At 71.7% G+C, this 24,548-nt stretch carries 25 protein-coding genes and 1 pseudogene; 22 read left to right on the top strand and 4 right to left on the bottom strand.

Going from position 1 to position 24,548, the window contains the following annotated elements:
* The first annotated feature begins 3 nt into the window (after positions 1–3).
* The 12 genes and pseudogenes from AXF14_RS06555 (at position 4) to AXF14_RS06610 (ending at position 10,932) form a co-directional block, all read left to right on the top strand.
* Positions 4–960 carry an inorganic phosphate transporter gene (locus AXF14_RS06555; protein ID WP_067941841.1) on the top strand — a complete coding sequence of 319 codons (957 nt, stop codon included), beginning with the start codon at positions 4–6 and terminating at the stop codon, positions 958–960.
* A gap of 80 nt (positions 961–1,040) precedes the next feature.
* Positions 1,041–1,787 carry a heme-binding beta-barrel domain-containing protein gene (locus AXF14_RS06560; protein WP_067941843.1) on the top strand — a complete coding sequence of 249 codons (747 nt, stop codon included), beginning with the start codon at positions 1,041–1,043 and terminating at the stop codon, positions 1,785–1,787.
* Positions 1,787–2,989 (top strand): CAF17-like 4Fe-4S cluster assembly/insertion protein YgfZ, encoded by a 1,203-nt coding sequence (ygfZ, locus tag AXF14_RS06565; RefSeq protein WP_067941846.1) that lies wholly within the window; start codon positions 1,787–1,789, stop codon positions 2,987–2,989. Before AXF14_RS06560 ends, ygfZ begins: the two co-directional genes overlap by 1 nt.
* A gap of 28 nt (positions 2,990–3,017) precedes the next feature.
* Positions 3,018–3,416 carry a DUF2516 family protein gene (locus tag AXF14_RS06570; protein WP_067941848.1) on the top strand — a complete coding sequence of 133 codons (399 nt, stop codon included), beginning with the start codon at positions 3,018–3,020 and terminating at the stop codon, positions 3,414–3,416.
* Positions 3,416–3,886, top strand: coding sequence for a D-aminoacyl-tRNA deacylase (gene dtd / locus AXF14_RS06575; protein ID WP_067941850.1), 471 nt, complete (start codon positions 3,416–3,418; stop codon positions 3,884–3,886). Before AXF14_RS06570 ends, dtd begins: the two co-directional genes overlap by 1 nt.
* An 84-nt stretch (positions 3,887–3,970) precedes the next feature.
* The gene (locus tag AXF14_RS06580) at positions 3,971–4,873 is read left to right on the top strand and encodes an ABC transporter ATP-binding protein (protein ID WP_067941852.1); all 903 of its coding nucleotides are present in this window, start codon (positions 3,971–3,973) and stop codon (positions 4,871–4,873) included.
* Positions 4,874–4,932: 59 nt separating this feature from the next.
* Positions 4,933–5,790, top strand: coding sequence for an ABC transporter permease (locus AXF14_RS06585; protein ID WP_067941854.1), 858 nt, complete (start codon positions 4,933–4,935; stop codon positions 5,788–5,790).
* A gap of 29 nt (positions 5,791–5,819) precedes the next feature.
* Complete coding sequence (locus tag AXF14_RS06590; protein ID WP_067941856.1) at positions 5,820–6,932, top strand: sensor histidine kinase; 1,113 nt, start codon at positions 5,820–5,822, stop codon at positions 6,930–6,932.
* Complete coding sequence (locus AXF14_RS06595) at positions 6,929–7,630, top strand: response regulator (RefSeq protein WP_067941858.1); 702 nt, start codon at positions 6,929–6,931, stop codon at positions 7,628–7,630. The genes AXF14_RS06590 and AXF14_RS06595 overlap by 4 nt, the downstream gene beginning before the upstream one ends.
* Before the next feature lie 84 nt (positions 7,631–7,714).
* Entirely contained in the window at positions 7,715–8,131 is a 417-nt protein-coding gene (locus tag AXF14_RS06600) for a hypothetical protein (protein WP_067941860.1), read from the top strand.
* Positions 8,132–8,369: 238 nt separating this feature from the next.
* A pseudogene (locus tag AXF14_RS06605) lies at positions 8,370–9,558 on the top strand (ISL3 family transposase); the annotation flags it as partial.
* 300 nt (positions 9,559–9,858) lie between these two features.
* Entirely contained in the window at positions 9,859–10,932 is a 1,074-nt protein-coding gene (locus AXF14_RS06610; protein ID WP_067938828.1) for an IS110 family RNA-guided transposase, read from the top strand.
* Between the two features lie 302 nt (positions 10,933–11,234).
* On the opposite strand, the gene AXF14_RS13650 is transcribed toward AXF14_RS06610, so the two are convergent.
* Positions 11,235–12,557, bottom strand: coding sequence for a competence protein CoiA family protein (locus AXF14_RS13650; protein WP_150118438.1), 1,323 nt, complete (start codon positions 12,555–12,557; stop codon positions 11,235–11,237).
* Between the two features lie 421 nt (positions 12,558–12,978).
* On the opposite strand from AXF14_RS13650, the gene AXF14_RS06615 reads away from it, so the two are divergent.
* The 5 genes from AXF14_RS06615 to AXF14_RS06635 all read left to right on the top strand — a co-directional run bounded on the left by AXF14_RS06615 (position 12,979) and on the right by AXF14_RS06635 (position 16,526).
* Positions 12,979–13,587, top strand: a complete 609-nt coding sequence (locus AXF14_RS06615; RefSeq protein ID WP_067941862.1) for a TetR/AcrR family transcriptional regulator — start codon at positions 12,979–12,981, stop codon at positions 13,585–13,587.
* A complete protein-coding gene (locus tag AXF14_RS06620) occupies positions 13,575–14,138 on the top strand; it encodes an HXXEE domain-containing protein (RefSeq protein WP_067941864.1) in 564 nt (187 codons plus the stop codon). The genes AXF14_RS06615 and AXF14_RS06620 overlap by 13 nt, the downstream gene beginning before the upstream one ends.
* 129 nt (positions 14,139–14,267) lie before the next feature.
* Positions 14,268–15,002, top strand: a complete 735-nt coding sequence (locus tag AXF14_RS06625; protein WP_067941865.1) for an NAD(P)H-binding protein — start codon at positions 14,268–14,270, stop codon at positions 15,000–15,002.
* Between the two features lie 32 nt (positions 15,003–15,034).
* Positions 15,035–16,072, top strand: a complete 1,038-nt coding sequence (locus tag AXF14_RS06630) for an NADP-dependent oxidoreductase (RefSeq protein ID WP_335338911.1) — start codon at positions 15,035–15,037, stop codon at positions 16,070–16,072.
* The gene (locus AXF14_RS06635; protein WP_067941867.1) at positions 16,059–16,526 is read left to right on the top strand and encodes a MarR family winged helix-turn-helix transcriptional regulator; all 468 of its coding nucleotides are present in this window, start codon (positions 16,059–16,061) and stop codon (positions 16,524–16,526) included. The genes AXF14_RS06630 and AXF14_RS06635 overlap by 14 nt, the downstream gene beginning before the upstream one ends.
* A gap of 139 nt (positions 16,527–16,665) precedes the next feature.
* On the opposite strand, the gene AXF14_RS06640 is transcribed toward AXF14_RS06635, so the two are convergent.
* Positions 16,666–17,274 carry a TetR/AcrR family transcriptional regulator gene (locus tag AXF14_RS06640; protein ID WP_211260065.1) on the bottom strand — a complete coding sequence of 203 codons (609 nt, stop codon included), beginning with the start codon at positions 17,272–17,274 and terminating at the stop codon, positions 16,666–16,668.
* 10 nt (positions 17,275–17,284) lie between these two features.
* The gene (locus AXF14_RS06645) at positions 17,285–18,799 is read right to left on the bottom strand and encodes an MFS transporter (RefSeq protein ID WP_067941871.1); all 1,515 of its coding nucleotides are present in this window, start codon (positions 18,797–18,799) and stop codon (positions 17,285–17,287) included.
* 81 nt (positions 18,800–18,880) lie between these two features.
* On the opposite strand from AXF14_RS06645, the gene AXF14_RS06650 reads away from it, so the two are divergent.
* Positions 18,881–19,462: a GNAT family N-acetyltransferase gene (locus AXF14_RS06650; protein ID WP_067941873.1), complete on the top strand. Its 582-nt coding sequence runs from the start codon at positions 18,881–18,883 to the stop codon at positions 19,460–19,462.
* A 21-nt stretch (positions 19,463–19,483) separates the two neighbouring features.
* Here the strand turns inward: AXF14_RS06650 and AXF14_RS13655 are convergent, their stop codons facing one another.
* The gene (locus tag AXF14_RS13655; protein ID WP_169798255.1) at positions 19,484–20,164 is read right to left on the bottom strand and encodes a helix-turn-helix transcriptional regulator; all 681 of its coding nucleotides are present in this window, start codon (positions 20,162–20,164) and stop codon (positions 19,484–19,486) included.
* Positions 20,165–20,182: 18 nt separating this feature from the next.
* Between AXF14_RS13655 and AXF14_RS14455 the strand changes: the two genes are divergently transcribed.
* From AXF14_RS14455 to AXF14_RS06665, 4 genes are all read left to right on the top strand, one after another.
* Positions 20,183–20,446 (top strand): transposase, encoded by a 264-nt coding sequence (locus AXF14_RS14455; RefSeq protein WP_169798256.1) that lies wholly within the window; start codon positions 20,183–20,185, stop codon positions 20,444–20,446.
* Positions 20,447–20,594: 148 nt separating this feature from the next.
* Entirely contained in the window at positions 20,595–20,804 is a 210-nt protein-coding gene (locus AXF14_RS14890; protein ID WP_417861630.1) for an IS3 family transposase, read from the top strand.
* Between the two features lie 220 nt (positions 20,805–21,024).
* Positions 21,025–21,333 carry a hypothetical protein gene (locus AXF14_RS13670; RefSeq protein WP_150118440.1) on the top strand — a complete coding sequence of 103 codons (309 nt, stop codon included), beginning with the start codon at positions 21,025–21,027 and terminating at the stop codon, positions 21,331–21,333.
* A 341-nt stretch (positions 21,334–21,674) separates the two neighbouring features.
* Positions 21,675–24,287, top strand: coding sequence for an ATP-dependent Clp protease ATP-binding subunit (locus AXF14_RS06665; protein ID WP_084355419.1), 2,613 nt, complete (start codon positions 21,675–21,677; stop codon positions 24,285–24,287).
* The last annotated feature ends 261 nt before the right edge of the window (positions 24,288–24,548 follow it).

The following is a 24,548-nucleotide window of genomic DNA, read 5'->3' on the forward strand; positions in this document are numbered from 1 at the left end:
GCCGTGGGCACCACCCTCCTCACCGGGACCGTCGTCGTCATCGCCCTGGGCTTCGCCTTCACCAACGGATTCCACGACGCCGCCAACTCCGTCGCCGCCACGATCGCAACCCGCGCCGTCACCACCCGCGGCGCCCTCGCCATGGCGGCCGTCCTCAACCTCCTCGGCGCCCTCCTCGGCACGCAGGTGGCGCTCACGGTCGGCTCCGGGATCGTCGACGTCGACGACGTCGTCGGGGTGCGAGGGCTCCTCATCGCCGGCTCCGCGCTCGTCGGGGCGCTCGCCTGGAACCTCCTCACCTGGTGGAGGGGCCTGCCGTCCTCCTCCTCCCAGGCGCTCATCGGCGCGCTCGCGGGCGCCGGCCTCGCCGGCGGAGCGCAGGTCCACTGGGAGCGCCTCCCGCAGGTCGCCGTCGCCCCCATGGTCCTCTCGCCCCTCATCGGGCTCGTCGCCGCCTGGGCCCTCACCAGCCTCCTGCGGGCCTGGCTCGCCGCCCAGCCCTACGGGCGCACCATGACGCGCTTCTGCCTCACCGAGGCGGTCTCCTCCGCGATGATGGCGCTCGGCCACGGCCTCCAGGACGCCCAGAAGACGATGGGCGTCATCCTCCTGACGCTCCTCGCGGGCGGCGCCACGGAGCTCGCCGCGGGCACCTGGATGGGCGGGCTGCGCATCATCCGCACCCTCGGCGGTGACATCGCCCCGATCGACGCCTCCCAGGGCTTCGTCGCCCAGTCGGTGAGCGCCGTCGTCCTCTACGTCGCGGCCTTCGTCGGCGGCGCCCCCGTCTCGACAACGTGCACCGCCGCCGCGGCCATCACGGGCGCCGGGCTCGCGCCGCGCAGCCGCCAGGTGGGCTGGGGGACCGTCGGCCGGATCGCCTTCGCCTGGTTCGTCACCCTGCCCGCCGCGGGCGCCGTCGCCGCTCTCCTCTCCTGGGGCCTCACGGCCCTCGTCTGAGGCGCGTCTGAGCCGAGGGCGAAGCGGGATCGTGCCGCCCGACACGGCGTCGCCGACGCCCGGCCACGTACCCTGCCGACATGGCTTTCACGCTCCCCGACGACCTGTCTCCCGAGATCTACCCGCTCGCCTGGCTCATCGGCACCTGGCGCGGCTACGGCATCCTCACCTACGGCGAGACGGTGCCCGAGCAGGCCGTCTACCAGGAGATGACCTTCGACCACGACGGCGGCCCCTACGTCCGCCAGACGACGACGATCTGGACCCTGGACGCCACCAGGAGCGAGAACCTCGACTTCGAGATGCCCGGCCTCGAGGGCGCCGAGCGCATCACCCCCGCCCAGGTGTGGTCCACCGAGACGACCTACTGGCGTCCCGTCGGCCAGGAGACCCCCGACTCCGACGACGCCGACACCAAGACCCCCGTCACGACCCTCGAGCTCGTGAGCAACGACCCCGCCGGCCACGTCGCCGTCTGGGAGGGCTGGATCCAGGGGCCGCGCGCCAACGTCGCCACCCAGGCCGTCGGCCGCACCCGCACCTCCGCCGAGGTCACCGAGATGACCCGCATGTTCGGCCTCGTCCAGGGGGACCTCATGTGGACCCAGGACATGGCCGCCTTCGGCGAGAAGGAGCTCAAGACCTACGCCTCCGGCCGCCTCGGCCGGGTCGAGGACCCGGATGATCCGGCCAACGAGCCGGGTGCGGCGCTGCGCAGCGCCATCGCCGAGGACGAGGCCCTGCGCGTCGGTGCCGGGGCCGATCTCGTCGACGGCGCGAAGGGCGAGGACGACGCCGCTGAGTCCTCCGAGGGGACCGGGGCCTGATGCGCCGCAGCCCGCTGCTCGACCGCGACGGCGCCGCCCCCAACCCGGAGGGCGACGTCGACGCGCCCGTCCCCGCCCACTACGGCAGCCCCCTGCGCGAGCAGAACGCCCTCGAGGCCGGCCGCGCGGTGAGCGCGCTCGCCCGCGACGTCGTCGCCGTCACCGGCCCGGACCGCCTGTCCTGGCTCACCACCCTGTCCAGCCAGGTCCTCACCGGGCTGACGCCGGGAGACGGCGGCGCGGAGACCCTCCTCCTCGACGCCCAGGGCCACATCAGCCACGCCGTGGCCGCCCTCGACGACGGCGAGCGCCTCCTCCTCGTCACCGAGTCCGGCGACGCCGAGTCCCTCGCCGCCTTCCTCAGCTCCATGCGCTTCATGCTGCGCGTGGAGGTCACCGTCCTGCCGGACGTCGTCGCCCTCGGCGCCATGGGCGAGGGGATCGACGCGCTCGAGGCCGCCGCGACGGCCGCCGACGCCCGCCTGGGCACCTGGCGCGACCCGTGGCCCGGTGTCACGGAGGGCGGCACCAGCTACGACGTCGGCCTGGACCGCCCGCACCCCGGCACCGGCTACCGGGCCGGCTTCGTCCTCGTCCCCGAGGACCGCGTCGAGGCCGTCGCCGTCGGCCTCCTCCGCGGAGCCCCGGCCCGCCCCGGTGCGTCGCGCTCGCTCGCCGGCTCGCTCGCCTGGGAGGCGCTGCGCGTCGAGGCCGGCCGCCCCCGCTGGGGCCGCGAGGTCGACGCCCGCGCCATCCCGCACGAGCTCGACTGGCTGCGCACCGCCGTCCACGTCGCCAAGGGCTGCTACCCCGGCCAGGAGACGATCGCCCGCACCCTCAACCTCGGCCGTCCACCGCGCCGCCTCACCGTCCTCCAGCTCGACGGCATGGCCGGCGAGCTGCCGCTGCCGGGCGCCGTCGTGCGCCTGGGGGAGAAGAAGGTCGGCACGGTGACCTCCGTGGCCCGTCACCACGACCTCGGCCCCATGGCCCTGGCCCTCATCAAGCGGGGCGCCCCCGCCGACGCGGCCCTCACCGTCGAGGTAACGGAGGACCCCGCCGAGCTCGAGGAAGGCGCCGCACCCGAGGTGCTCGGTCGCGTCGACGCCGCCCAGGAGCTCCTCGTGGCCCCGGAGGGGCGCGCGACCGTGAGCCCGGCCCAGCGGCCGGGTGAGGGACTCCGCAAGTCGCTTCTCCACTGACTCGTGACGCGCCGTTAGGGTGGCCAGCGTGAACGTCCTCGCCACCCTCGCCATGTACACCCAGCTGCTCGTCCACTGGGCGTACCTCGCGCTGCAGTGGGCGGCGATCCTCGTGGGAGTCCTCGCCTTCATCGACGTCATCCGCCGCCCGGCGGACCACTTCGTCGCCGCGGACAAGCGCACGAAGGGCTTCTGGCTGGGCGTCAACGCCGCCGGCTTCCTCGTCGTGCTGCTCCTCGGGGCCGGCTCGATGCTCGGTCTGCTCGGCTTCGTCGCGAACGCCGTCTACCTCGCCGACGTCCGGCCCGCCCTCGACTACTACAAGCCCGTGCGGGTCCGCTCGCGCGTGCGCCGCACGGACGGCTCGAGCCAGACCCGGCCGAACCGCCGCGGCGGCCGCGGGAACGACGGCGGCCGGCGGCGCTGATGCGCGCCGTCCTCCAGCGCGTCGACCGGGCCGCCGTCCGCGTCGACGACGGCGACGGGCGCGGCCCGCAGGTCGTCGGCGAGATCACCCGGCCCGGCCTCCTCGTCCTCGTCGGCGCCACGCACGACGACGGCCCCGAGCAGGTGGCGACGGTCGCGCGGAAGATCGCCGAGCTGCGCCTCTTCGAGGGCCCGGCCTCCGACGGCGAGCGGGGGAGCGAGGTGTCCGTGACGGACCTCGGCGCCCCGGTCCTCGTCGTCAGCCAGTTCACGCTCTACGCCGACGTCCGCAAGGGCCGGCGGCCGTCCTGGAACGCCGCGGCGCCCGGTGAGGTGGCCGAGCCCCTCGTCGACGCCGTCGTCGGCGACCTGCGCGAGCGGGGCCTGGAGGTGGCGACCGGCCGCTTCGGGGCCCACATGGACATCGAGACCCAGCTGAACGGGCCGGTCACCATCCTCGTCGAGGCCTGAGGCCCCGTGTCCACCGATCGGTGGACAGCCGTGTGAGCCGTCCGGTCGCTACCGGCGCGCGGTCCCGACGCCGAGGCTGGAACCATGAACGACACGACCGTCCGACCGGCCATCGAGGTCAGCGGGCTCACCAAGTCCTACGGCCCGAAGCGGGTGCTCGGCGGCCTCGACCTCACCGTCTCCACCGGCACCGTCCTGGCTCTCCTCGGCCCCAACGGAGCCGGCAAGACGACGACCGTCGAGATCCTCCAGGGGCTGCGCCGGCCCGACGGGGGTCGGGTCCGCGTCCTCGGCGAGGACCCGCGCCGCGCCGGTCGCGCCTGGCGCGCCCGCCTCGGCGTCGTCTCCCAGTCCTCCCAGGACCTCGTCCACCTCACCGTCACCGAGGCGGTCGCGTCCTCCGCACGCTTCTACGCGGAGCCCGCCGAGGTCGCGTCCACCATCGCCCGCGTCGGCCTCGCCGACGACGCCCGCACCCGCGCCGGCCGTCTGTCCGGCGGTCGACGCCGGCGCCTCGACGTGGCTCTCGCCCTCATCGGACGCCCGGAGCTCCTCTTCCTCGATGAGCCCACCACCGGCTTCGACCCCGAGGCCCGTCACGAGTTCTGGGACCTCGTCGCCGGGCTGCGCGACGAGGGCACCACGATCCTCCTCACGACGCACTACCTCGATGAGGCCGCCCACCTCGCCGACGAGGTCGCCGTCATCCTCGGTGGACGCGTCGCCGAGCACGGCACCGTCGCCGATCTCGGGCGCTCGGCCGGATCCGAGTGCCTCGTCTCCTGGGTCGAGAACGGTGCTCCCCGGGCCGAGCGGACGCACCGTCCGACGACGTTCGTCGCCGCGCTCACGTCGAGGCTCGCAGGGGCGGACGGCGAGGTGCCCGGGCTGGAGGTCCGCCCACCGAGCCTCGAGGACCACTACCTGGCACTCGTCGCCGCGCACGAGTCGCGGTCCGTCGACGCCGCCGGCACCACGGCGTCCTGACGCGCGCGCCGCCCGCGTCCGCCCCCGCCACGTCTCGCCGCCCCCTCGAGGAGAACCCCATGACCAGCACCGTCCCCTCCGCGCCCACCGTCGTCGCCCGCTTCCGCACGCGGCGGGCTCCGCGTCCCGGCGGCGCCCTCGCGGCCGTCGCCTCCCTGACCCGCACGAGCCTGCTGCAGTTCGTCCGCGAGCCCGTCGGCTTCGTCATGCAGTACCTCTACCCGCTGTTCATGCTCGCGATCTTCCACGCCGTCTTCCCCGGTGAGGTCGGTGCGGGCATCACCTACGCCCAGTACCTCCTTCCGGCCATGATCACGACCGGCGTCCTCACCACGTGCCTGCAGAACCTCGCCGTCGACGTCGCCGGCGAGCGGGAGTCCGGCGCCCTCAAGCGCCTCGCCGTGCAGCCCGTGCCGGCCGGGGCGCACGTCCTGGCGAAGTGCGCGTCGAACACGTTCCTGGCCCTGTCCAACGCCGCGCTCCTCCTCGCCGTCGGCAGGGCGTGGCTCGGGACCGACCTGCCCGACGGGCCCCGAGCCTGGGGCCTGCTCGTCCTGACGACGCTCCTCATGATCGCGACCTGCACCGCCCTCGGCCTCGCGCTCGGGCGCCTGCGCCCGACCGCACGCGCCGCGAGCGGAGTCGTCACGCCGATCGTGCTCGTCCTCCAGTTCGTCTCCGGGATCTTCTTCCCCCTGGCTCAGCTGCCCGGCTGGATGGTGACGGCCGCCTCGGTGCTGCCGGTGCGCTGGTCCGCCGAGCTCATGCGGGAATCCCTCCTCCCCTCGGGGTTCCAGGTCGCCGAGCCCACCGGGTCCTGGGAGACGGGGAAGGGCCTGGTGATCGTCCTGGTCTGGTTGGTGCTCGGCGTCGGCGCTGCCGTCGTCGCCGGACGACGTGACCGGGTCGACCGCTGAGGGGAGGAGCCGTGCAGGAGAATGGGGCCGTGCTGACTGAGGACCCGCGCGCCGCCGAGCGGGACAGGGCGCTGCAGGAGGACCGGCCCGGGCGGCTGGGGCGCGTCCACGTTCCGGAGAGCGGCGGCCGCCGGGTGGCCTCCCTCGTGGGCGCCTGGGCCTTCGCGGGCCTCACCCTGCTCCTGCTGACGAGGAGCCCGTCCGCGTCGGTCCTCTTCTTCGCCGTCTACCCGGTCCTCTGGCTCGTCACGAGGACCCGCTGGGGCGGAGCGACGGCCACGCTCGTCTTCTCCGCCGGCATCTCCCTGGTGCTCCACGCCGCCCGCGGTGAGACCTGGGGCGACGCGGCCGTCAACGGGGTCCTCTCCGCCGCCTTCTCCCTCTTCATGGGCCTGTGGTTCTGGCGGGTCTACGAGGTCTCGGGCCAGCGTAGCGAGGCCCTGGCCAGGGAGCGCGAGGCCCGCGAGGCCCTGCGCGCCGCCCAGGACGAGCTCGTCGCCGCCGAGCGCGAGGCGGCGCGCACGGCTGAGCGGGAGCAGTGGGCGCGCGACGTCCACGACACCCTCGCCCAGGGCTTCGTCTCCGTCATCACGCTCGCGCAGGCCGCGGGCGGCGAGCTCGCGCGCGGCGACGCCGACGCCGTCGCGCGGCGTCTCGTCCAGCTCGAGGAGGTCGCCCGGGACAACCTCGCCGAGGCGCGCGCCCTCGTCGCGGGGCAGGGGCCGGCCGACCTGCTCGCAGGCGACCTCGCCGCAGCCCTCGCCCGGCTCGTCGACGAGCAGCGCCGCCGCGGGCGGACCGCCTCGCTCGACGTCGAAGGGCTGCCGACAGGGCTGCCCCGCGAGACCCAGGTCGTCGTCCTGCGCGTCGTTCAGGAGGCGTTGAGCAACGTCACCCGGCACGCGGGCGCGGACGACGTCGCCGTGGCCGTCACGACATCGGGCCCCGGCGCCTTCGCGGAGCTCGTCATCACCGTCGAGGACGACGGCCAGGGGACCCGGGGCACCGCTGAGGGGACCGGGCTGACCGGGATGCGGGCCCGCGTCGAGGCGCTCGGAGGCACCGTCACGGTCGACCCTGCGCACGGCCCCGACGCCGACGGGTCGACGGGCACGCTCGTCGAGGCGAGGATCCCCCTGTGAGCACGAGCCCCATCCCGACCGGCGCAGGACCCGGCACCGCCTCCCCGATCCGTCTGCTCGTCGTCGACGACCACCCCGTCGTCCGCTCGGGGATCGTCGGCATGCTCACGGGCGAGCCGGACCTGGAGGTCGTCGCGGAGGCCTCGGACGGCGCCCAGGCGGTCGTCGCCGCCGTCGAGGCCCGTCCGGACGTCGTCCTCATGGACCTGCGGATGCCCGGGACCGACGGGGTCGAGGCCACCCGCCGGATCCTCGCGGAGCCCGAGGCTCCCCGCGTCGTCGTGCTGACGACCTACGACACGGACGGCGACATCCTGCGAGCCGTCGAGGCCGGAGCCATCGGGTACCTCCTCAAGGACGCCGCCCGGGAGGACATCCTGGCCGCGGTGCGCGCCGCCGCCCTCGGCCGCTCCTCCCTGAGCCCCGCGGTGACGAACCGGCTCGTCGCAGCCGCGCGGCGCGGGCGCGGCGCGGCGGCCGCAACGGGGGAGGGGCCCGTGGCCCTGTCGCCGCGCGAGACAGAGGTGCTGCGCGCCGTGGCCCGCGGGCTGTCGAACGCCGCGATCGGCCGCGAGCTGTACATCAGCGAGGCCACGGTGAAGACCCACCTCCTGCGGATCAACACCAAGCTCGGCGTCGAGTCGCGGACCGCGGCGGTCACCGAGGCGGCGCGCCGCGGCCTCATCGAGATCGCCTGACCGACGACGACCGCGGTCGGCTCCAGCGCGCGGACGTGCTCCGTGCCGGCACGGCGCGTGGTCACGGCGGTGATAATCGGCGCCGTGAGTCGTCGACGCCGATCCCTCCGCCGCCTGTCCGCGCTCGTCGTCGTCCTCGTCCTCGCCGGCGTCGTGTGGGCCGTCGCGGCCCGGCCCTGGCGATCGCCCGCGGCGAGGGCCTGCGGCGACGTCGAGCACGCGTGGAACGACTACGCCGCGGCGATGAGCCGCTGGCCCGCGAGCGGCCTACCGGACGCGATGCTCCGGCAGCGTCTCGACGACGCGACGAGCTCCCTCAGGGCCGCGGCGGCGGACGCCGACGGCGTGGAGCCGGTCTCCCTGCGCGAGGCCCTGGGCGCGCTCGACGAGGCGGCCTCCTCAGGCGGACGCGGGCTGGGGCGCGCGGCCTCCGACGTCGCCCTCCAGTGCGGGGCGGCGGGCGTCGACATCACCCTCAAGGGCTACAGCGTCGACGGCTGAGGCGCGCGGCCTCCACGACGAGGGCTCGTGTAGGTTCTCGCCCGGTCTGTCAGATGTCCACGGCTCTGACCTGCATGTTCTCCCTCCTGGTCGCGGCTCGTTTCTCGTTCAAGTTGGCAGCAATCCGGCTCTTCGCAGTTGAGGGGGTGGGTGGTTGAGCGCGTCGTTGCGGGGGTGAGGGTCGAGGTCTCCCGATGATGGAAGTTCTCACACTGACCATCTGCCGGAAGACCTCGACGTGCTCCACGCTACCTTTGCGACCCCTGATCTGACCGTGTTCTGCCGACTGGACGAGCTTGGTCTGGTCGCGGTGGGGCAGTGTCCCCAGTCGGACCGGGCGGTGATCGAGTGCCGGGTTGCGGAGCCGGATCCGTGGTGTCGGGGTTGTGGCAGCCAGGGGCTTTGTCGCGGGACTGATACGCGGTTGCTCGCGCACGAGCCGTTCGGACACCGCCCGACGACGCTGCTGGTCCGGATCCGCCGATACAAGTGTTCCGGCTGCGGGCGTTCCTGGCGCGAAGACCTCACCGCGGCGGCGCCCGCGCGAGCGAAGCTGTCTCGTCGCGGGATGCGGTGGGCGCTGGAGGGCATCGTGGTCGACCATCTCACGGTCTCGCGTGTAGCCGCGGGCTTGGGGGTGTCCTGGCACACGGCGAACACCGCGGTCCTCGCCCAGGGCAAGCGGGCACTGATCGATGACCCAGCCCGGTCCGTGCGGCGTCGCGGTGATCGGCGTCGACGAGCACGTCTGGCGCCACACCCGCCGCGGCGACAAGTACGTGACCGTGATCATCGACCTCACCCCGGTGCGGGACAAGACCGGACCGTCACGGTTGCTGGACATGGTCCAGGGGCGTTCCAAGAGCGTGTTCAAGACCTGGCTCGCCGCCCGTGCCCAGGCCTGGCGCGATGGTGTCGAGGTTGTCGCGATGGACGGGTTCACCGGGTTCAAGACCGCTGCCGCCCAGGAACTCCCCGACGCGGTCGCGGTGATGGACCCGTTCCACGTCGTGAGATTGGCTGGCGACGCGCTCGACGAGTGCCGCCGCCGCGTCCAGCGTGACGCATTCGGGCGCCGCGGAAGGAAGGAGGATCCGCTCTACAAGGCCCGCCGCACCCTGCACACCGGAGCCGGGCTGCTCACCGAGAAGCAGCAGACCCGCCTCGAGGAGCTGTTCGCCGACGAGCAGCATGTCGAGGTCGAGGCGACCTGGGGCATCTATCAGCGGATGGTCACCGCCTACCGGGAAGCTGACCGGGGACTCGGGAAGTTCGTCATGCAGCAACTCATCGACTCCCTCACAAGCGGTATCCCGGCCGGACTTGTCGAACTGCGCAAGCTCGGCCGGACACTGAAGCAACGGGCCATCGACGTGCTCGCGTTCTTCGACCGGCCCGGCACCAGCAACGGTCCCACGGAGGCGATCTGTGAGTCTGGAATCGGCCGGTCTGGGACTGGCTGGTCATGATGGATGTCGGCCGTGTCGACCGGGGTGTGACTCTCGAAGCAATTGGCCCGCTTGCGGTGTCTTTCCGTTGAATTGTCCGCCCGGGTCGGCGCGGCCGGCGCCGTCCGGCCCACCTCGGTGGCCTCATCAGGAGACTGCCCGACCCCTGCGGGGTCGTGGCCCATCACAGATTCGCCCCGACGTGACCTCTTCCCGGACCGGTGCCGGCCGCTCAGCGACCGTGACCCTGTCGGTTTGAAGAGAGGAGCGTCGATCGCCATGGCTATCGTCGCGCATGCCCGCCCGTTCGTCATCGGCGTGGATACCCACGCCCGCAACCACGCCATCTCGATCCTGGCCTGCCCCACCGGTGAGATCGTCGATGAGGCCCAGTTCCCCGCCACCGCAGCGGGTCTGTCACGAGCCGTGTCCTGGGGCGGACGACGCACCGGCGGCGACGCCGGCGTGCTCTGGGTGATCGAGGGCACCGGAACCTACGGGGCACGCCTGGCGCGCGCCGCATCGGATGCTGGATACGCGGTCGTCGAGGCCCCGCGCATGAACGCCCGCGCGAACCGCGGCATCGGCAAGTCCGACCCGTTGGACGCCCGCCGCATCGCCGCCGCAGCGCTCCCGCTCCAGGACACGCAGCTGCGCGAACCGCGCGCTGACGACGGTATCCGCGCCGCCGTCAAGGTGCTGCTGGCATCTCGTGATCACATGAGCACCGAGCGCACCGCGACGATCAACGCGCTCACCGCGCTGCTGCGAGTGGTCGACCTCGGAATCGACGCCCGCCGCCCGCTCACCGCGACGCAGATCGTCACGATCGCGGCATGGAGAACACGCGACGAAAACCTCGCCACCGCTACAGCCCGAGGCGAAGCCACCCGTCTCGCCAAGCGCGTCGCCGCACTCGACACTGAACTCAAGGACATCACCAAGCGGATCACCGATCTCGTCCGCCAGAGCCCTGCAGGCACGCTCCTTGACCAGCCCGGAATCGGGCCGGTCACCGCCGCCGTCGCGTTGACCGCCTGGTCGCATCTGGGTCGCATCAGATCCGAGGCCGCGTTCGCCAGCCTCGCCGGTGTCAGCCCGATCCCCGCGTCCTCGGGCAACACCGTCCGGCACCGCATCAACCGCGGCGGTGACCGACGCCTGAACCGCGCCCTCCACATGGCCATCGTCACCCGCATGCGCATGGACCCCCGCACCCGCGCCTACGTCGAGCGCCGCACCGCCGAAGGACGCAGCCTCCGCGAGATTCGTCGCTGCCTCAAGCGATACCTCGCCCGTGAGATCTACCGACACCTCAACACCGCAGCCCGGGCCCAGCTCAAGACGACTTGACAGACATAGGAGATTCAACGGGCGCCTCGAACACCTCCGCGGCTCCGCCCTGGGCTTCCGGAACCTCACGAACTACATCTCACGGAGTCTGCTCGAAGCCGGCGGCTTCAGACCCCACCTACACCCTTGATTACGAAGAGCCAGCAATCCCTTGGTTTGTGTGCACGGCGTGTGCAGATGGTGCTCGGTCGCGGTTCCCCTCGGAGATGCCTGCGGGACCATGACACTGCCTGTGTAGGTGGGAGTCAACGATCCCCTCAGAGCGCTGGTAGGGCTTGGGGGGCGCTGGTTGGTCCTGCTGGTCAAAGTCTGCGGAACCAGGCAACGACGCGATCCCAGACATTTCGGCGGGCAGGTTCTCCTAGTTCACTCGGTGCAGCTGACTCCGGCGAGTCAGGTTCTGGGATGGGTGCGACGGGTTTCGGAGTCTCGGACGGTGTCGCAGGGACGGTAGCGAGCCAGGGGTTGACCTTCTCGTCACTTGCTGTGGGTGTGAGCCAGGGGTTGACTTGCTCCAGGGGCTCAGGGCAAGCGGACTCGGTCGACTGCGGCTGCTCCACCTCCACCGGCGCCTCCGGTGACGAGGTAGGAGCCACGGGTACGGGCACAGGCACGGGCGTGAGCGAGTCAGTGTTCCCGGCCGCCGGCGTAGCCTTACGGGCATTGATCTCGGCGAGTGCGGCACGGCGGCGCCTTTGCTCCTCGTGCCACTTGGTGAGGTCGGATCGCAGAACCCAGACAGGTCGGGTCTCCATCCTCGGGCCGTCCAAGGTGCAGACGGGTACAGGCTTGAGGATTCGTTCGCCGCTTGCGATCTGGCGAAGGACGGTCTTGGCGGACATACGGCACTCCATGAGCGCCTTGCGCTTTGCGTTGTACCGGACGGTTGATCCGCTCACGAACAGCAGTGGGAAAGTATCTGGGGCGTTGTGAACCCAGGGGGCAACCGGCTCGTACGTCTTGCTGTCGAGCGCTGCGAGATACATGGCTCCACGCTGGCGGACCTCGCGGTCAAATGCCCGGCGTCGATCGGATACCTGGTCGGGCGCCGGCATCGGCCCATCCTCCGGAAAGAGCCAGATGGTCTTTGCGGCGCCCGCCAGCGTGCGCGAGCGGGTCCTCTCCCTAAGGGCGGTGTTCCATCGCTGGTATTCGAGCACGATCCCGCTCTCGGGCAGGTACACGTCACCGTGTGTGGGCGTGTGTTCCACGATGGCCTCGAGGTCGAGGCTCTCAACGATGCGTGCGAGGCGCCTCTTCACCCACTTGTGCTCAGGGCCCTCAGGGCCGCCACCGAGGCCATGGGGACGGACAGAGGCTGGGTCGGTTGAGATCTCGACGACGTCGTCCTTGCAAATGCTCTTTGGGTAGAGCTTGAACACTCGCGTGGTTGGTGTGACCTGGTGTGCCACAAGGCGTGCCCCGCAGGTGGGGCACGCCAGGGTGAGCTTCCTGTTCAGGTGCACCAGGTCCCAGTCCACGTCGTCATAGGCGTAGACCCGGCGGCTCCGCCCGCCGTCTGGCGGGTTGATGAGGAGAGCCTCGAGCTTGCCGCGTACGACAGCGTGCCGGTTGTGGTCTCTTCGTTTGTCCGGCCGGCGACGCAGTTTGGACTCGCGTTCCACGCTTGGTTGTGTATACGGGCGGTTGGATTCAGAGGAATTCAGGGTGGCCATGGCTCAGTCATACCGTCGGGTACTGACACGAATTCCGCGCCCTTTACAGCCTTGCGGCTTGGTTGCAGCCGCACCAGGCCGACTAGCGCCGGGTGGGGACCTTGTCCAGTGAGCGCCTAGCCCGTCGGCTCGATGGCGTTGCGGTGCACGGCCACGATCCAGGACGCCGTCCCGGTCCACGTCAGTTGCCTTCCGGGCTCGCAGACCTCGATCGTCGAGTGCAGCGGCATGCCGTTGCGGCGCCACGCGAAGTGCGCCCCCGGTGCGGTCGACGCTGCCCGCGTGGACGAGGTGGGTGGCGTGGAGGAGATGGGAGTTGCGTGTCATGCGGGCACGCTAACGCGTCCGTGTGTTGCGTTAGGATCCTCGCATGGACAGCCCCGATCAGTCGCCCGCACCAGTGGGCACGGTGCGCCCTGGCGGGCGGACCTCGCGCACCCGCGACGCCGTCCTCGCCGCCGCGCGCCGCATCCTCGCCTCGGAGGGCGCCGCGGGCATGACGATGGAGCGGCTCGCCCGCGCCTCGGGCGTCCACAGGACGTCGATCTACCGGCGCTGGGGAACGCTCGCCGGCGTCGTCGCGGACCTCGCCGCCCAGGTCGGCGAGGGGCTCGACCATCCGGAGACGGGCACGCTCGAGGGTGACCTGCGCGCACTCACCGACCAGCTCGCCTCCTGGCTCGACGGCGACGGCCGCGCCCTCGTCCGCGCGCTCCTCGCATGGCCGGACCCGGACGTGCGCGCCCACCTAGACGCCTTCTGGAGCGGGCGCCGGCGGATCCTTGCGGAGGTGCTGGGAGCCCACGGGGCCGCCGTCGAGGCCGAGATGGTCGCCCGCGTGCTCGCCGGAGCCCTCTACTACCAGGCGCTCCTCGAGGACGAGCAGCCCGACGCCGCAGCGGTCCAGAGCGCCGTCGACGCCGCCGTGGCGCTCATCGACGCTCGCGAGACGCAGGGGGCCGGACCGTGCGCGCCGTGACCGTGGGCCGCGCGCCCGACGACGTCACCCTCGCCTGCGTCGGGCTCCTCGCTGCGTGGGCCGTCAACGACGTCGAGGAGCTCCTCACCATGCGCGAGGACTCCGCCGCGCTCCTGGCTCGTGCGCCGCGATGGATCCCGGTTCCGGACGGCCTGCGCGCCCACGGCCTCACCCAGCGCCACGTCAACGCGAGCATCGCCGCCATGGGCGCGCTCATCGCCGCGGCCAGCGCCGACGGTGTGCGCAGCCGCGGACAGTCCGTCCTGTTCCAGAGCACGCTGCTGGGCTTCGGCCTGCACGGCTTCGGCCATCTCGTCCAGGCTGCCGTCGGCCGGCGCTGGACCACCGGCGCGCGCACGAGCCCGACGGTCGTCATCCCGTACTGGCTCTGGGCCTCCCGCGTCCTGCGCCGCCAGGGTGTCGACCCGACGGCGCACGTCTCCTGGCCCCTCGCGGCCTCGACCCCTCTCGTCATGGCCGCGGTCCACGCCGGCACCGCCGCCTTCGCAGCCATCGCGCTCACCACCGCGAAGAAGGCCGCCGCGCGCTGACGGAGCTCCACGACGCAGACCCACTGGCGTGAGCTGGGCACCTCGTCGCGCACGACGTGGCCCTTGCTGAAATAGTACGAATATAGGACTATCGTGATCTAATAGTACTTGGGTGGACAGGAGAGAGATATGCGTGTGGTCGTCTTCGGGGCCGCTGGCCCGACCGGTGAGCTGCTGGTGCGTCAGGCCCTGGCGTGGGGCCTGGAGGTGGTGGCCGTGACGCGCCGTGCAGGCGCGTACCCGCTCAGTCACGACCGCCTGGCGGTGGCGCGGGCCGACGCCACCGACCCGTCACAGGTCGAGGCCGCGGTGGCCGGTGCGGACGCCGTGGTCTCGGTGCTGGGCACCAGGTACAGCCGCGAGCCCATCACGCTGTACTCCACGAGCGCCCGCGCCATCATCGCCGCGATGAGCCGCCACGGTGTGCGGCGCCTGGTGGTGACCTCCTCGTCGGCGGCAAACCCGTGGGTCGACCCCGGCTGGTCATGGATCGAGCGCAACGTCGCCCGACGGATCCTGGACCGCTTGGGCGCCACGCTGTACGAGGACATGCGCCGCATGGAGCAGATCGTCCGGGCCAGCAACCTCGAGTGGACCATCATGCGACCCCTGGGCCTGGCGAACATGGAGGCCCCGACCCAGTACGCGGTGCAGGTGGACCACATCGCCGGCAAGCAGACCGCCCGGCGCGACCTGGCCGCCGCCATCCTCGACGAGCTCACCCCCGCCGCCCCCGACGCTCAGGCGCACGTGGGCAAGTGCGTCGCGGTCGCCACCACCAACAAGACGGTCAGCCTGCCGGCCACCATCTGGCGAGAAGGCATCCGCCCCAAGCTGCCCACCCGCTTCCGAGCCCAGCACTGACGGCCACGAGCAGCCCCATCGAGAAAGAGCCCATGATGACCAGAGCCGTCCAGTACGACCACTTCGGCGACCCGGAGGTACTGCGGATCGTCGACGTCCCCGCACCGGAACCGGCGCCAGGGGAGGTGCTCATCGCCGTTCACTCGGCCGGGCTGAACCCGATCGATGTCAAGACCGTCGCCGGAGCGTTCCCCGTGCGGCCCGCCGAGGCGCTGGGCCGCGTGCGTGACCCGCGCCGCTGGCTGCGCCACTCCTTCCCCCGCACGCTGGGGCGCGACTTCGCCGGCACCATCACCTCCCTCGGCGACGGCGTCACGGGCCTGAGCGTGGGGCAGGAGGTCTGCGGAACGCTGCGCAGCGCCCCCACCCAGGCCAGCGCGCGCGGGGCGGTCACCGAGCTGCTCGCAGCCCCCGCCAGCGACGTCATCCCCAGACCCGAGGCCCTGCCGGTCGCCGTCGCGGCCTGCCTGGGGGTCGCCGCGCAGACCGCGTGCGGAGCCCTGCGCGCCCTCGACATCGAGCAGGGCGACACCGTGGTGATCAGCGGCGCCTCCGGCGGGGTCGGGTCCCTCGCCGTCCAGCTCGCCGCACGACGGGGAGCCCGTGTCATCGGCATCGCGGGCCCGGCCAGCGCCGACCGCCTGCGCGCCCTGGGCGCCGAACCCGTCAGCTACGAGAGCGACATCGCGGCGCAGATCGCACGCGCCGCCGCCGAGCGACCGGTCACGAAGCTCCTGGACTGCCACGGCGGCTACGCGCGTCTCGGCCTCGACCTCGGACTGTCCGGACGCAGCATCGCGACCCTCGTGCCCTCACCCCTCGTGGTGCTCAGGCACGTCCGCTTCACCGGCTCACGCCACGCCCTGCCCGGCGACCTGGAACAGGTCGCCGACCTCGCGGCGGCAGGCACACTGGTGACCCCACCGACCACCCCCATCCCCTTCGACGCCCACGCCATCCGACAGGCGTGCAGCCGGCTCCTGGACGGCCGCGTCACCGGGAAGCTGGTCATCAACCTGACCGACGACAACCATGACAACCAGGAGGGCCCCTCCCATGGAGCTGCATGAGCAACGGCTCATCCAGGCGCTGCGCGCCATGAACAGCGAGCTCGCCGCCAGCAACCGCGCCGTCGCCGCGCGACTCGGCCTCAACGAGTCCGACCTGGCCGTCCTCGACCTGCTCAACCGCGAGGGCCCCACGACCCCCACCGTGCTGGCCCGCCGGACCCGGATGAGCCCCACCACGATGACCAACGTCCTGCGCCGGCTCGCGCGCGAGGGGTGGGTCGAGCGCCGCGCCAGCCAGACCGACCTGCGCTCCGTGACCATCCACCCCACCAGCGTCGACAAGCTCGCCGGCGTCTTCAGCGCCGCCAACCGCGACCTGCTCGACCTGATCGACGGCCTACCGGACGGACAAGCCGACCAGGTCATCACCTTCCTCGCCGACGCCACCCGCATCATCCACGACTCGGCACAGACCCTCGACGATACGACAACCCCCAGCAAACCCTCCCCATGAGCAGTCGCCAGAGCCTGTGGCTGGTGGGTGAGGTGTGAGGCGGGGCTGCGACGGCCGGGCAGCCACACCGCGCCGGAAGCGTGAGCAGGCGGCTCGAGGAGACGCCTCCGCGGACGATCCTTCGCCCGGCGCGATGCTCTCAGGCCGTGGCCGGGCTCGTTGCCGGGACCCGGATCGCTCCCAAAGCCTCCTGGATGACGCCGGTGAGTGACTCGGCGTCGGGGAAGCCGGGCCGGTCGCGCCACTCCAGCAGGCCCTCCAGGCAGGCGCCCACCAGAGCCCTGGCCTGGACGCGGGCGCTGAGCGCATCGGTGGGCAGCTCCTCGGCGAGCGTGGTGGTCCACGTCGAGGACTTGGCCCACATGGCCTGCTCGAGCTCCGGGGTGGAGGCCACCAGGTTGATGCGGGCGGCCAGGCCGTCGAGCCAGTCGTCTTCCTCGGCTACGAGCAGGGAGACCAGACCGGAGACGGCCTCGCCCGTCGGAGCGCCGTGGCTGGCCAGGGCGTCAGCCATCAGCCCCAGCCCCTCGCGCAGCGCCGGGGTCAGCGACACCGACACCACGGTGGCCTCCTTGGTCCCGAAGTACCGGTAGACGGTTATCGGGGCCACCTCGGCGGCCTGGGCGATCTGCTCGACGGTGGTGGCCGCGTAGCCGTGCGCCTCAAACAGCGCCAACGCCGCCCGACGGATCGCCCGGCGGGTGGCAAGCTTCTTGCGTTCACGCAGTCCGGGCGCAGGCGATGTCACGACACCGATTCTAGGACCGGCGCACGCTGCGCCGGACCGCCGCCAGGGCCGCGATGACGGCCACGACGCCGCTGGTGGCGGCACAGATCACCAGCACGCAGTCCATGGCGTGCACGTAGGAGCGGTCGGCCTGGGCCAGGACCGTGCTCACCCACGCCCCGGAGGCCTCGGCCAGGGCCAGGTGCGCGGAGGAGATCGTGTCGGAGACCGCCTGGACCACCTTGTCGGGCAGGCCCGCCGGCAACGAGGAGACCCCGTTCGTGTACACGGTCCCCGACACGCTGCCCAGGGCCGCGACGCCCAGCACGGAGCCGAACTGGCGCACCGTGTTCAGCAGCGCCGCACCCGCCCCCTCAGCCTCAGCGGGCACCGCGTCCATCGCCGTGGCGATCCCGAAGGACTGCGCCAGACCTAGCCCCACGCCGGCCACCACCAGCCCCCACACCAGCGCGCCGGCGCCACCGCCGGCGGCCGTGCGGGCCGCCAGCGCCAACCCGGCCGCGACCAGGCCCAGCGCCACCGACATCACCCAAGCGTGAGCCCCCGGACGGTGAAGCACCCTCGAGGCGGCCATCGAGCCCACGACCGCCGAGGCCGCCAACGGCATCAGGAGCATCCCCCCGCGCACCGCCGAGTTGCCCAGCACCGTCTGCAGGTAGCTGGGGGCCACGAACAGGATCCCGAACAGCACGAAGTTGACCAGCATCAGCTCCACCGCGCGGGCCCGGAAGCGCCCCACGCCCAGCAGCCACAGGTCCGTCAGCGTGTCCAGGCGGTGCAGGTCCAGCCCCGCGTAGACGGCCAGCACCCCCACCCCGGCCACGATCGGCACCCACGTGGACATCCTGGTCCAGGAGTGCTCGGCGTTGATCAGCCCCCACGTGATCAGCGAGAACCCCAGCGCCGAGGTGAGCACCTGCGCCCACGGCAGGGCCCGGCCGTCATGGTCCGACCGGGCCCCGGCCGGCACCAGCACCAGGCAGCACACCAGCACCACGGCCGCCGCCACCGCGTCCAGGGTGAACATCGAGCGCCACCCGTGAGCGTCGATCATCATCCCGCCCACCAGCGGCCCCAACGGCGCACCCAGCGCCCCGGCAGCCGTCCACACCCCCGTCGCCAGGCCCCGCTGCGCGGCGGGGAACATCCTCGGGATCAGCGCCAGCGACATCGGCGTGAACACGCTGGCCCCCACGCCCATCAGGACCCGGGCCGTCATCAACCAGCCCACCGACCCCGACGTCGCCCCCACCAGCGCCCCGGCACCGAACACGAGAGCCCCGGTCACCAGCGTGCTGCGGTGACCCAGACGGTCACCCACCGCCCCACCGGGCAGCAGCACCGCCAGGAACGCCAGGTTGTAGGACGACACGATCCACTCCAGCTCGCTCGTGCCCGCCCCCAACGACGCCGCCAGGTCCGGCAGCGCGACGTTGATCATCGTCGTGTTCATGAACAGCATGACCATCCCCAGGCACAGGGCACCCAGGCCCCACCACGGACGGTGTAGCGTACTGACTCGCATATGTTAGACACTAACACTTGCGAGTGGCACTCACTTCGTGGGCGGCGCCCCGCCGACCACGACCGCCCCTAGGAGGCCGTCATGCGCCGACCCGTCTCGGTCCGCGTCTACCGTCCCGGGCACCTTCCCCAGTCCCTGGCCCGTCAGCTGCTGTCCCTGACCAGGCGGTGCGACGAGGACTTCGTCCCGCCCCTGTCCTGGCGCCACCAGCTCGGTCAGGACCTGCGCGGCCTGGGCCCGCGCGACGCGGGCGGTGTGGAGGACTACGTCGACTCCCTGCTCGAGCTGGCCCACCTGGTGGTCCTGATCCAGGACGGGCGCCTGGTGGGCTACTGCGCCTACTACTGGCCCTGGATCTGGAGGGGTACCGAGCACGTCTACGTCTCCACCGCGGTGGTCGCCCCCAGCCACCGCGGCAGGGGGCTGAGCACGCGCATGGGGCGCCGGGGCGTCGTCCAGGCGCTGCGTCGCCGCGTGCCGCTGCTGGCCAAGACCTGGTCGACGAACAAGGCCTCCATGGGCGCCCTGTCCCGATGGGGGCGGGTCGACAAGATCGTGCCCGACGAGCGCGGCGCGGGTGTCGACACCGTCTACTGGCGCCTGGAGACCTCCCGGCCCCAGGCCGTCCTGGTGGCGCTACTCACGGGGTCGCGCACCGCGTGATCCGCCCCGGGGCACCGTGCCTCAGGGCAGCTGGCCCGACATCCTGGCGATCTGGATGGCGGCCTCGCGGTCGTGCACACCCAGACGCTTATAGACGGCCTTGGCGGTCGAACGGACCGTCTCCACCCCCAGGACGAGCTCCTCGGCGACCTGCGCCATGGTCAGGCCCCGGCTCAGGCACTCCAGCACCTCTCGCTGGCGCGGAGTCAGTGGCTGGGCGGCCGGGGCGTCCGCGTTCCCGACCCTGAGGCCCTGGTGGGCTGAGATCTCGGCGGGCAGCTCAGCCAGGACGTGGGAGCGCGGCGGGTCCGGCAGCAGGGCCAGCAGTCCCGGCTGGGCCGCCAGGGCGTCTTGGCGGGCGGTGAGCTCGTGGAGCCCGTCGCGCTTGGTGTCCGCGGACATCGTCATCAGGCCGGCGCGAAGCGCCTGCGCGACCATGACCCATCGGGGGTTGGCGGTGCCCGAGGAGATCAAGGCGGCGGCCATGCGGATGCAGTGGTCGGGCTGGCCCGCCAGCACCGCCAGCTCGGCGTCGATCAAAGCAGTGGCGTCGGGCGGCAGGTACACGTGCGCCGCGCGCTCGGCCGCCTCCTGGGTGCGGCCCTGACGAAGGTCTGGATCGTCCCGGGTGTGGTGGAGGGTCTGAATCCACGGAAGGATGATGACCATGCCAGCACCCAGGACGTATCCCGAGGAGCTCAAGGAGCGAGCGATTCGCCTGTGCCTGGACGCGCTGAAGGACCCCGAGCGGGCCAAGGGCTGCCTCGACGTATCGGTGAGGAGCTCGACATCAACGGCGAGACGCTGCGCGGCTGGGTCCGCCAAGCCCAGGTCGACTCGGGAGCGCGAGCCGGGACCACCACGAGCGACGCGGAGCGGATCCGCCAGCTCGAGGCCGAGAACCGAGAGCTTCGCAGAGCCAACGCCATTCTGAAGAGCGCCTCGGCTCTTTTCGCGGCGGAGCCAGGCCGCCCCACTCGCTGACCTACCAGTTCATCGACTCTCACAAGGAGCAGTTCGGGGCCCGTGCCGATCTGCAGGGTCCTGACCAGCTCAGGCCTGCACGTCGCCAAGGTGCGGCTACTACGCCGCCCGCAACCGCTCGCCCTCGCGCAGGGCGGTGTCAGGCGCGGTGGTTGATGAGCGCCTGCGAGCGTTGCGTGAGCAGTCCTTCAACGCTGCTCTGGGGTCGCGTAAGACCTGGCGTCTGATCAACGCCGCCGAGCCGGCCCTCCGGGTGGCTCGCTGCACCGTCGAGCGGCGCATGCGGGCCCTGGGGATGGTCGGTATCGGGCCGGGACGCTCGATGCGCACCGCACGGCCCGCGGCCTGCTCACGCTAGCCCGAGGACCTGGTCCGCCGCGACTTCACCGCCGAGCATCCGAATCGGCGGTGGGTCGTGGACGTACGCCTACATCCGCACCTGGTCCGGGTTCTGCTACACGGCCTTCGTGACGGGGCCTCTACTCCCGCCGGACCGTGGGGTGGTCAACCTCCAGCCGGACGGGGCACCGACTTCGTCCTCTTGGCTCTCGAACAGGCCGTGTGGCAGCGCAAGGACTGTGACGGGCGCAGCCTGGCCGGGCTCGCGCACCACTCCGACCACGACTCAACGTCACCTGTCCATCAGGCACGCCGATCGTCTCCTGAGTGAGGGAATTGAGGCGTCCACCGGCGCGGTGGGTTCCTCCTACGACAACGCGGCCGCCGAGGCACTGAACAAGTCCTACGAGTGCGAGCTCATCTGGACCCGCTCATGGAAGGGCCGAGACGACCTCGAGGCCGCCACCACTTCGTCGGCGAGCGCGTACTCCCAGTCTGACGCGACCTCCTCGCCACTGGCGGAGCAGAACAGGACCTCAGGCATGTGACCCGGCACACCCCGAGGACGCCCTTTGGTCAACTAGACGAGAAATATGACGTGCCAATGAGAATTTGACACAGAACGGCCAGGAAGGATGGGAATTTACAGCTCGTCCCCGCCCCTCGGACCGGCTCCGTCACCGGACTGCGCCGGTGGACCCCGTAACCCTGAGCCTCCTCGGCTCAACCCTTCTCCACGCCCACTGCGAACAGTGGCATGCCGCCCCCACCCCCGCGGTTAGCCTTACCAGCACGTGCCAGCGCCCTGTCTCCGGCGGCTCTCCGAGCCTCCCCGTGCGAGACCGCCGGGCGCGCCCACCCGAAAGCACGTGCCGAGGAGAAACCAGCGATGTTCGAACGCTTCACAGACCGCGCCCGCCGCGTCGTCGTCCTGGCCCAGGACGAGGCCCGCGCGCTCAACCACAACTACATCGGCACGGAGCACCTCCTCCTCGGCCTCATCCACGAGGGCGAGGGGGTCGCCGCCAAGGCCCTCGAGTCGATGGACATCTCCCTGGACGCCGTGCGCGCCCAGGTCGTCGAGATCATCGGCGAGGGCCAGTCCGCCCCCTCCGGCCACATCCCCTTCACGCCGCGCGCCAAGAAGGTTCTCGAGCTCTCCCTGCGCGAGGCCCTCCAGCTCGGCCACAACTACATCGGCACCGAGCACATCCTGCTCGGCCTGCTGCGCGAGGGCGAGGGCGTCGCCGCCCAGGTCCTCACGAAGCTCGGCGCGGACCTGTCCACGGTCCGCCAGACCGTCATGCAGATGCTCTCCGGCTACGAGGGCAAGGAGACCGTCAACGCCGGTCCCGCCTCGAAGGAGGGCACCCCCTCCGGCTCGGCGATCCTCGACCAGTTCGGCCGCAACCTCACCGCCGCCGCGCGCGAGGGCAAGCTCGACCCGGTCATCGGCCGCCACAAGGAGATGGAGAGGGTCATGCAGGTTCTCTCCCGCCGCACCAAGAACAACCCGGTCCTCATCGGCGAGCCCGGCGTCGGCAAGACCGCCGTCGTCGAGGGCCTCTCCCAGGCGATCGTCCACGGCGACGTCCCCGAGACCCTGCGCGACAAGCAGCTCTACTCACTCGACATGGGCTCCCTCGTGGCCGGCTCCCGCTACCGCGGCGACTTCGAGGAGCGCCTCAAGAAGGTACTCAAGGAGGTCCGCACCCGCGGCGACATCGTCCTGTTCATCGACGAGATCCACACCCTCGTCGGTGCGGGCGCGGCCGAGGGTGCCGTCGACGCCGCCAGCATCCTCAAGCCGATGCTGGCCCGCGGCGAGCTCCAGACCATCGGCGCCACCACCCTCGAGGAGTACCGCAAGATCGAGAAGGACGCCGCCCTCGAGCGCCGCTTCCAGCCGGTCACGGTCGAGCAGCCCTCGATCGAGGAGACCATAGGGATCCTCACCGGCCTGCGCGACCGCTATGAGGCCTTCCACCGCGTCGTCATCACCGACGACGCCATCGAGGCCGCCGCCAAGCTCTCCGACCGCTACATCAACGACCGCTACCTGCCGGACAAGGCGATCGACCTCATCGACGAGGCGGGCGCGCGCCTGCGCATCCGCCGCATGACCGCCCCGCAGGAGCTCCGCGACATCGACGAGAGGATCGCCGAGGTCAAGCGCGAGAAGGAGTCGGCGATCGACGACCAGGACTTCGAGCGCGCCGCGGCCCTGCGCGACGACGAGCGCCGCCTCACCGAGGAGCGCTCCGAGAAGGAGAAGGCCTGGAAGTCCGGCGACCTCGACCAGGTCGCCGAGGTCGACGAGAACCTCGTCGCCGAGGTCCTCGCCATGTCCACCGGCATCCCGGTGGTCAAGCTGACCGAGGCCGAGTCCGCCAAGCTCATGAACATGGAGGCCGAGCTCCACAAGCGCGTCATCGGTCAGAACAAGGCCATCGAGGCCCTGTCCAAGTCGATCCGACGCACCCGTGCCGGCCTCAAGGACCCCAAGCGCCCCGGCGGCTCCTTCATCTTCGCCGGCCCCACCGGCGTCGGTAAGACCGAGCTGGCCAAGGCCCTCGCCGAGTTCCTCTTCGACGACGAGGACGCCCTCATCCAGCTCGACATGTCCGAGTTCGCCGAGAAGCACACCGTCTCGCGCCTCTTCGGCGCCCCTCCGGGCTACGTCGGCTACGACGAGGGCGGCCAGCTCACGGAGAAGGTCCGGCGTCGCCCCTTCAGCGTCGTCCTCTTCGACGAGGTGGAGAAGGCCCACCCGGACATCTTCAACTCGCTCCTCCAGATCCTGGAGGACGGGCACCTCACCGACTCGCAGGGCCGCCTGGTCGACTTCAAGAACACCGTCATCATCATGACGACCAACCTCGGCTCGAAGGACATCGGCAAGGCCGTCGCCACGGGCTTCCAGTCCACCGAGGGCGGCACGATGGACTACGAGGAGATGAAGGCGCACGTCAACCGCGAGCTCAAGCAGCAGTTCCGCCCCGAGTTCCTCAACCGCGTCGACGACCTCATCGTCTTCCCGCAGCTGACCAAGGAGGAGGTGCGCGAGATCGTCGACCTCATGGTCGCCCGCCTCGACAAGCGCCTCGCCGAGCAGGAGATGACGATCGAGCTCACCGACGCCGCCAAGGAGCTCCTGGCCGAGCGCGGCTTCGACCCGGTCCTCGGCGCCCGCCCGCTGCGCCGCGCCGTCCAGCGCGACATCGAGGACGCCCTGAGCGAGAAGATCCTCTTCGGCGAGATCGAGCGCGGCCAGAAGGTCGTCGTCGACGCCGAGGGCGAGGGCATCCTCGGGGAGTTCACCTTCCGCGGGGAGCCCTGGGACCCGAAGGTCGGCTCCGACCCGCTCGAGAACGACGACGCCGCGATCGACGGCCTCGGCGCCGCCCCGGTCTCCGAGGTCGAGGACGGCACCTCGCCGGCGGCCCCGGTCGCCCCGACGACCCCGGTCACGTCCGACGGCGCCGCCCCGCAGGAGGGCTGACGACGCGCTGAGGCCGCGCCGCCGACCGGACCCCGGTCCGCCGACGGCGCCGCACCGCTCACGGAGGGCGGGCACCCGTGGGGGTGCCCGCCCTCCGTCATCGTTCCGCAGCGCTCTCGAGCGGGAGGGTGCACCTGTGTATGCCAATCGATGGTCCCGAACGCTCCCTAGGACGTCGTCGATGCGCGTACAGTCAGCGGACGACGTCCCCGGCCGCGTGACGATCCCCTGCTCGCCCGCGCGCACCGGCGGCGTCCTCCC

Source organism: Actinomyces radicidentis (genome assembly GCF_001553565.1).
GTDB lineage: Bacteria > Actinomycetota > Actinomycetes > Actinomycetales > Actinomycetaceae > Actinomyces > Actinomyces radicidentis.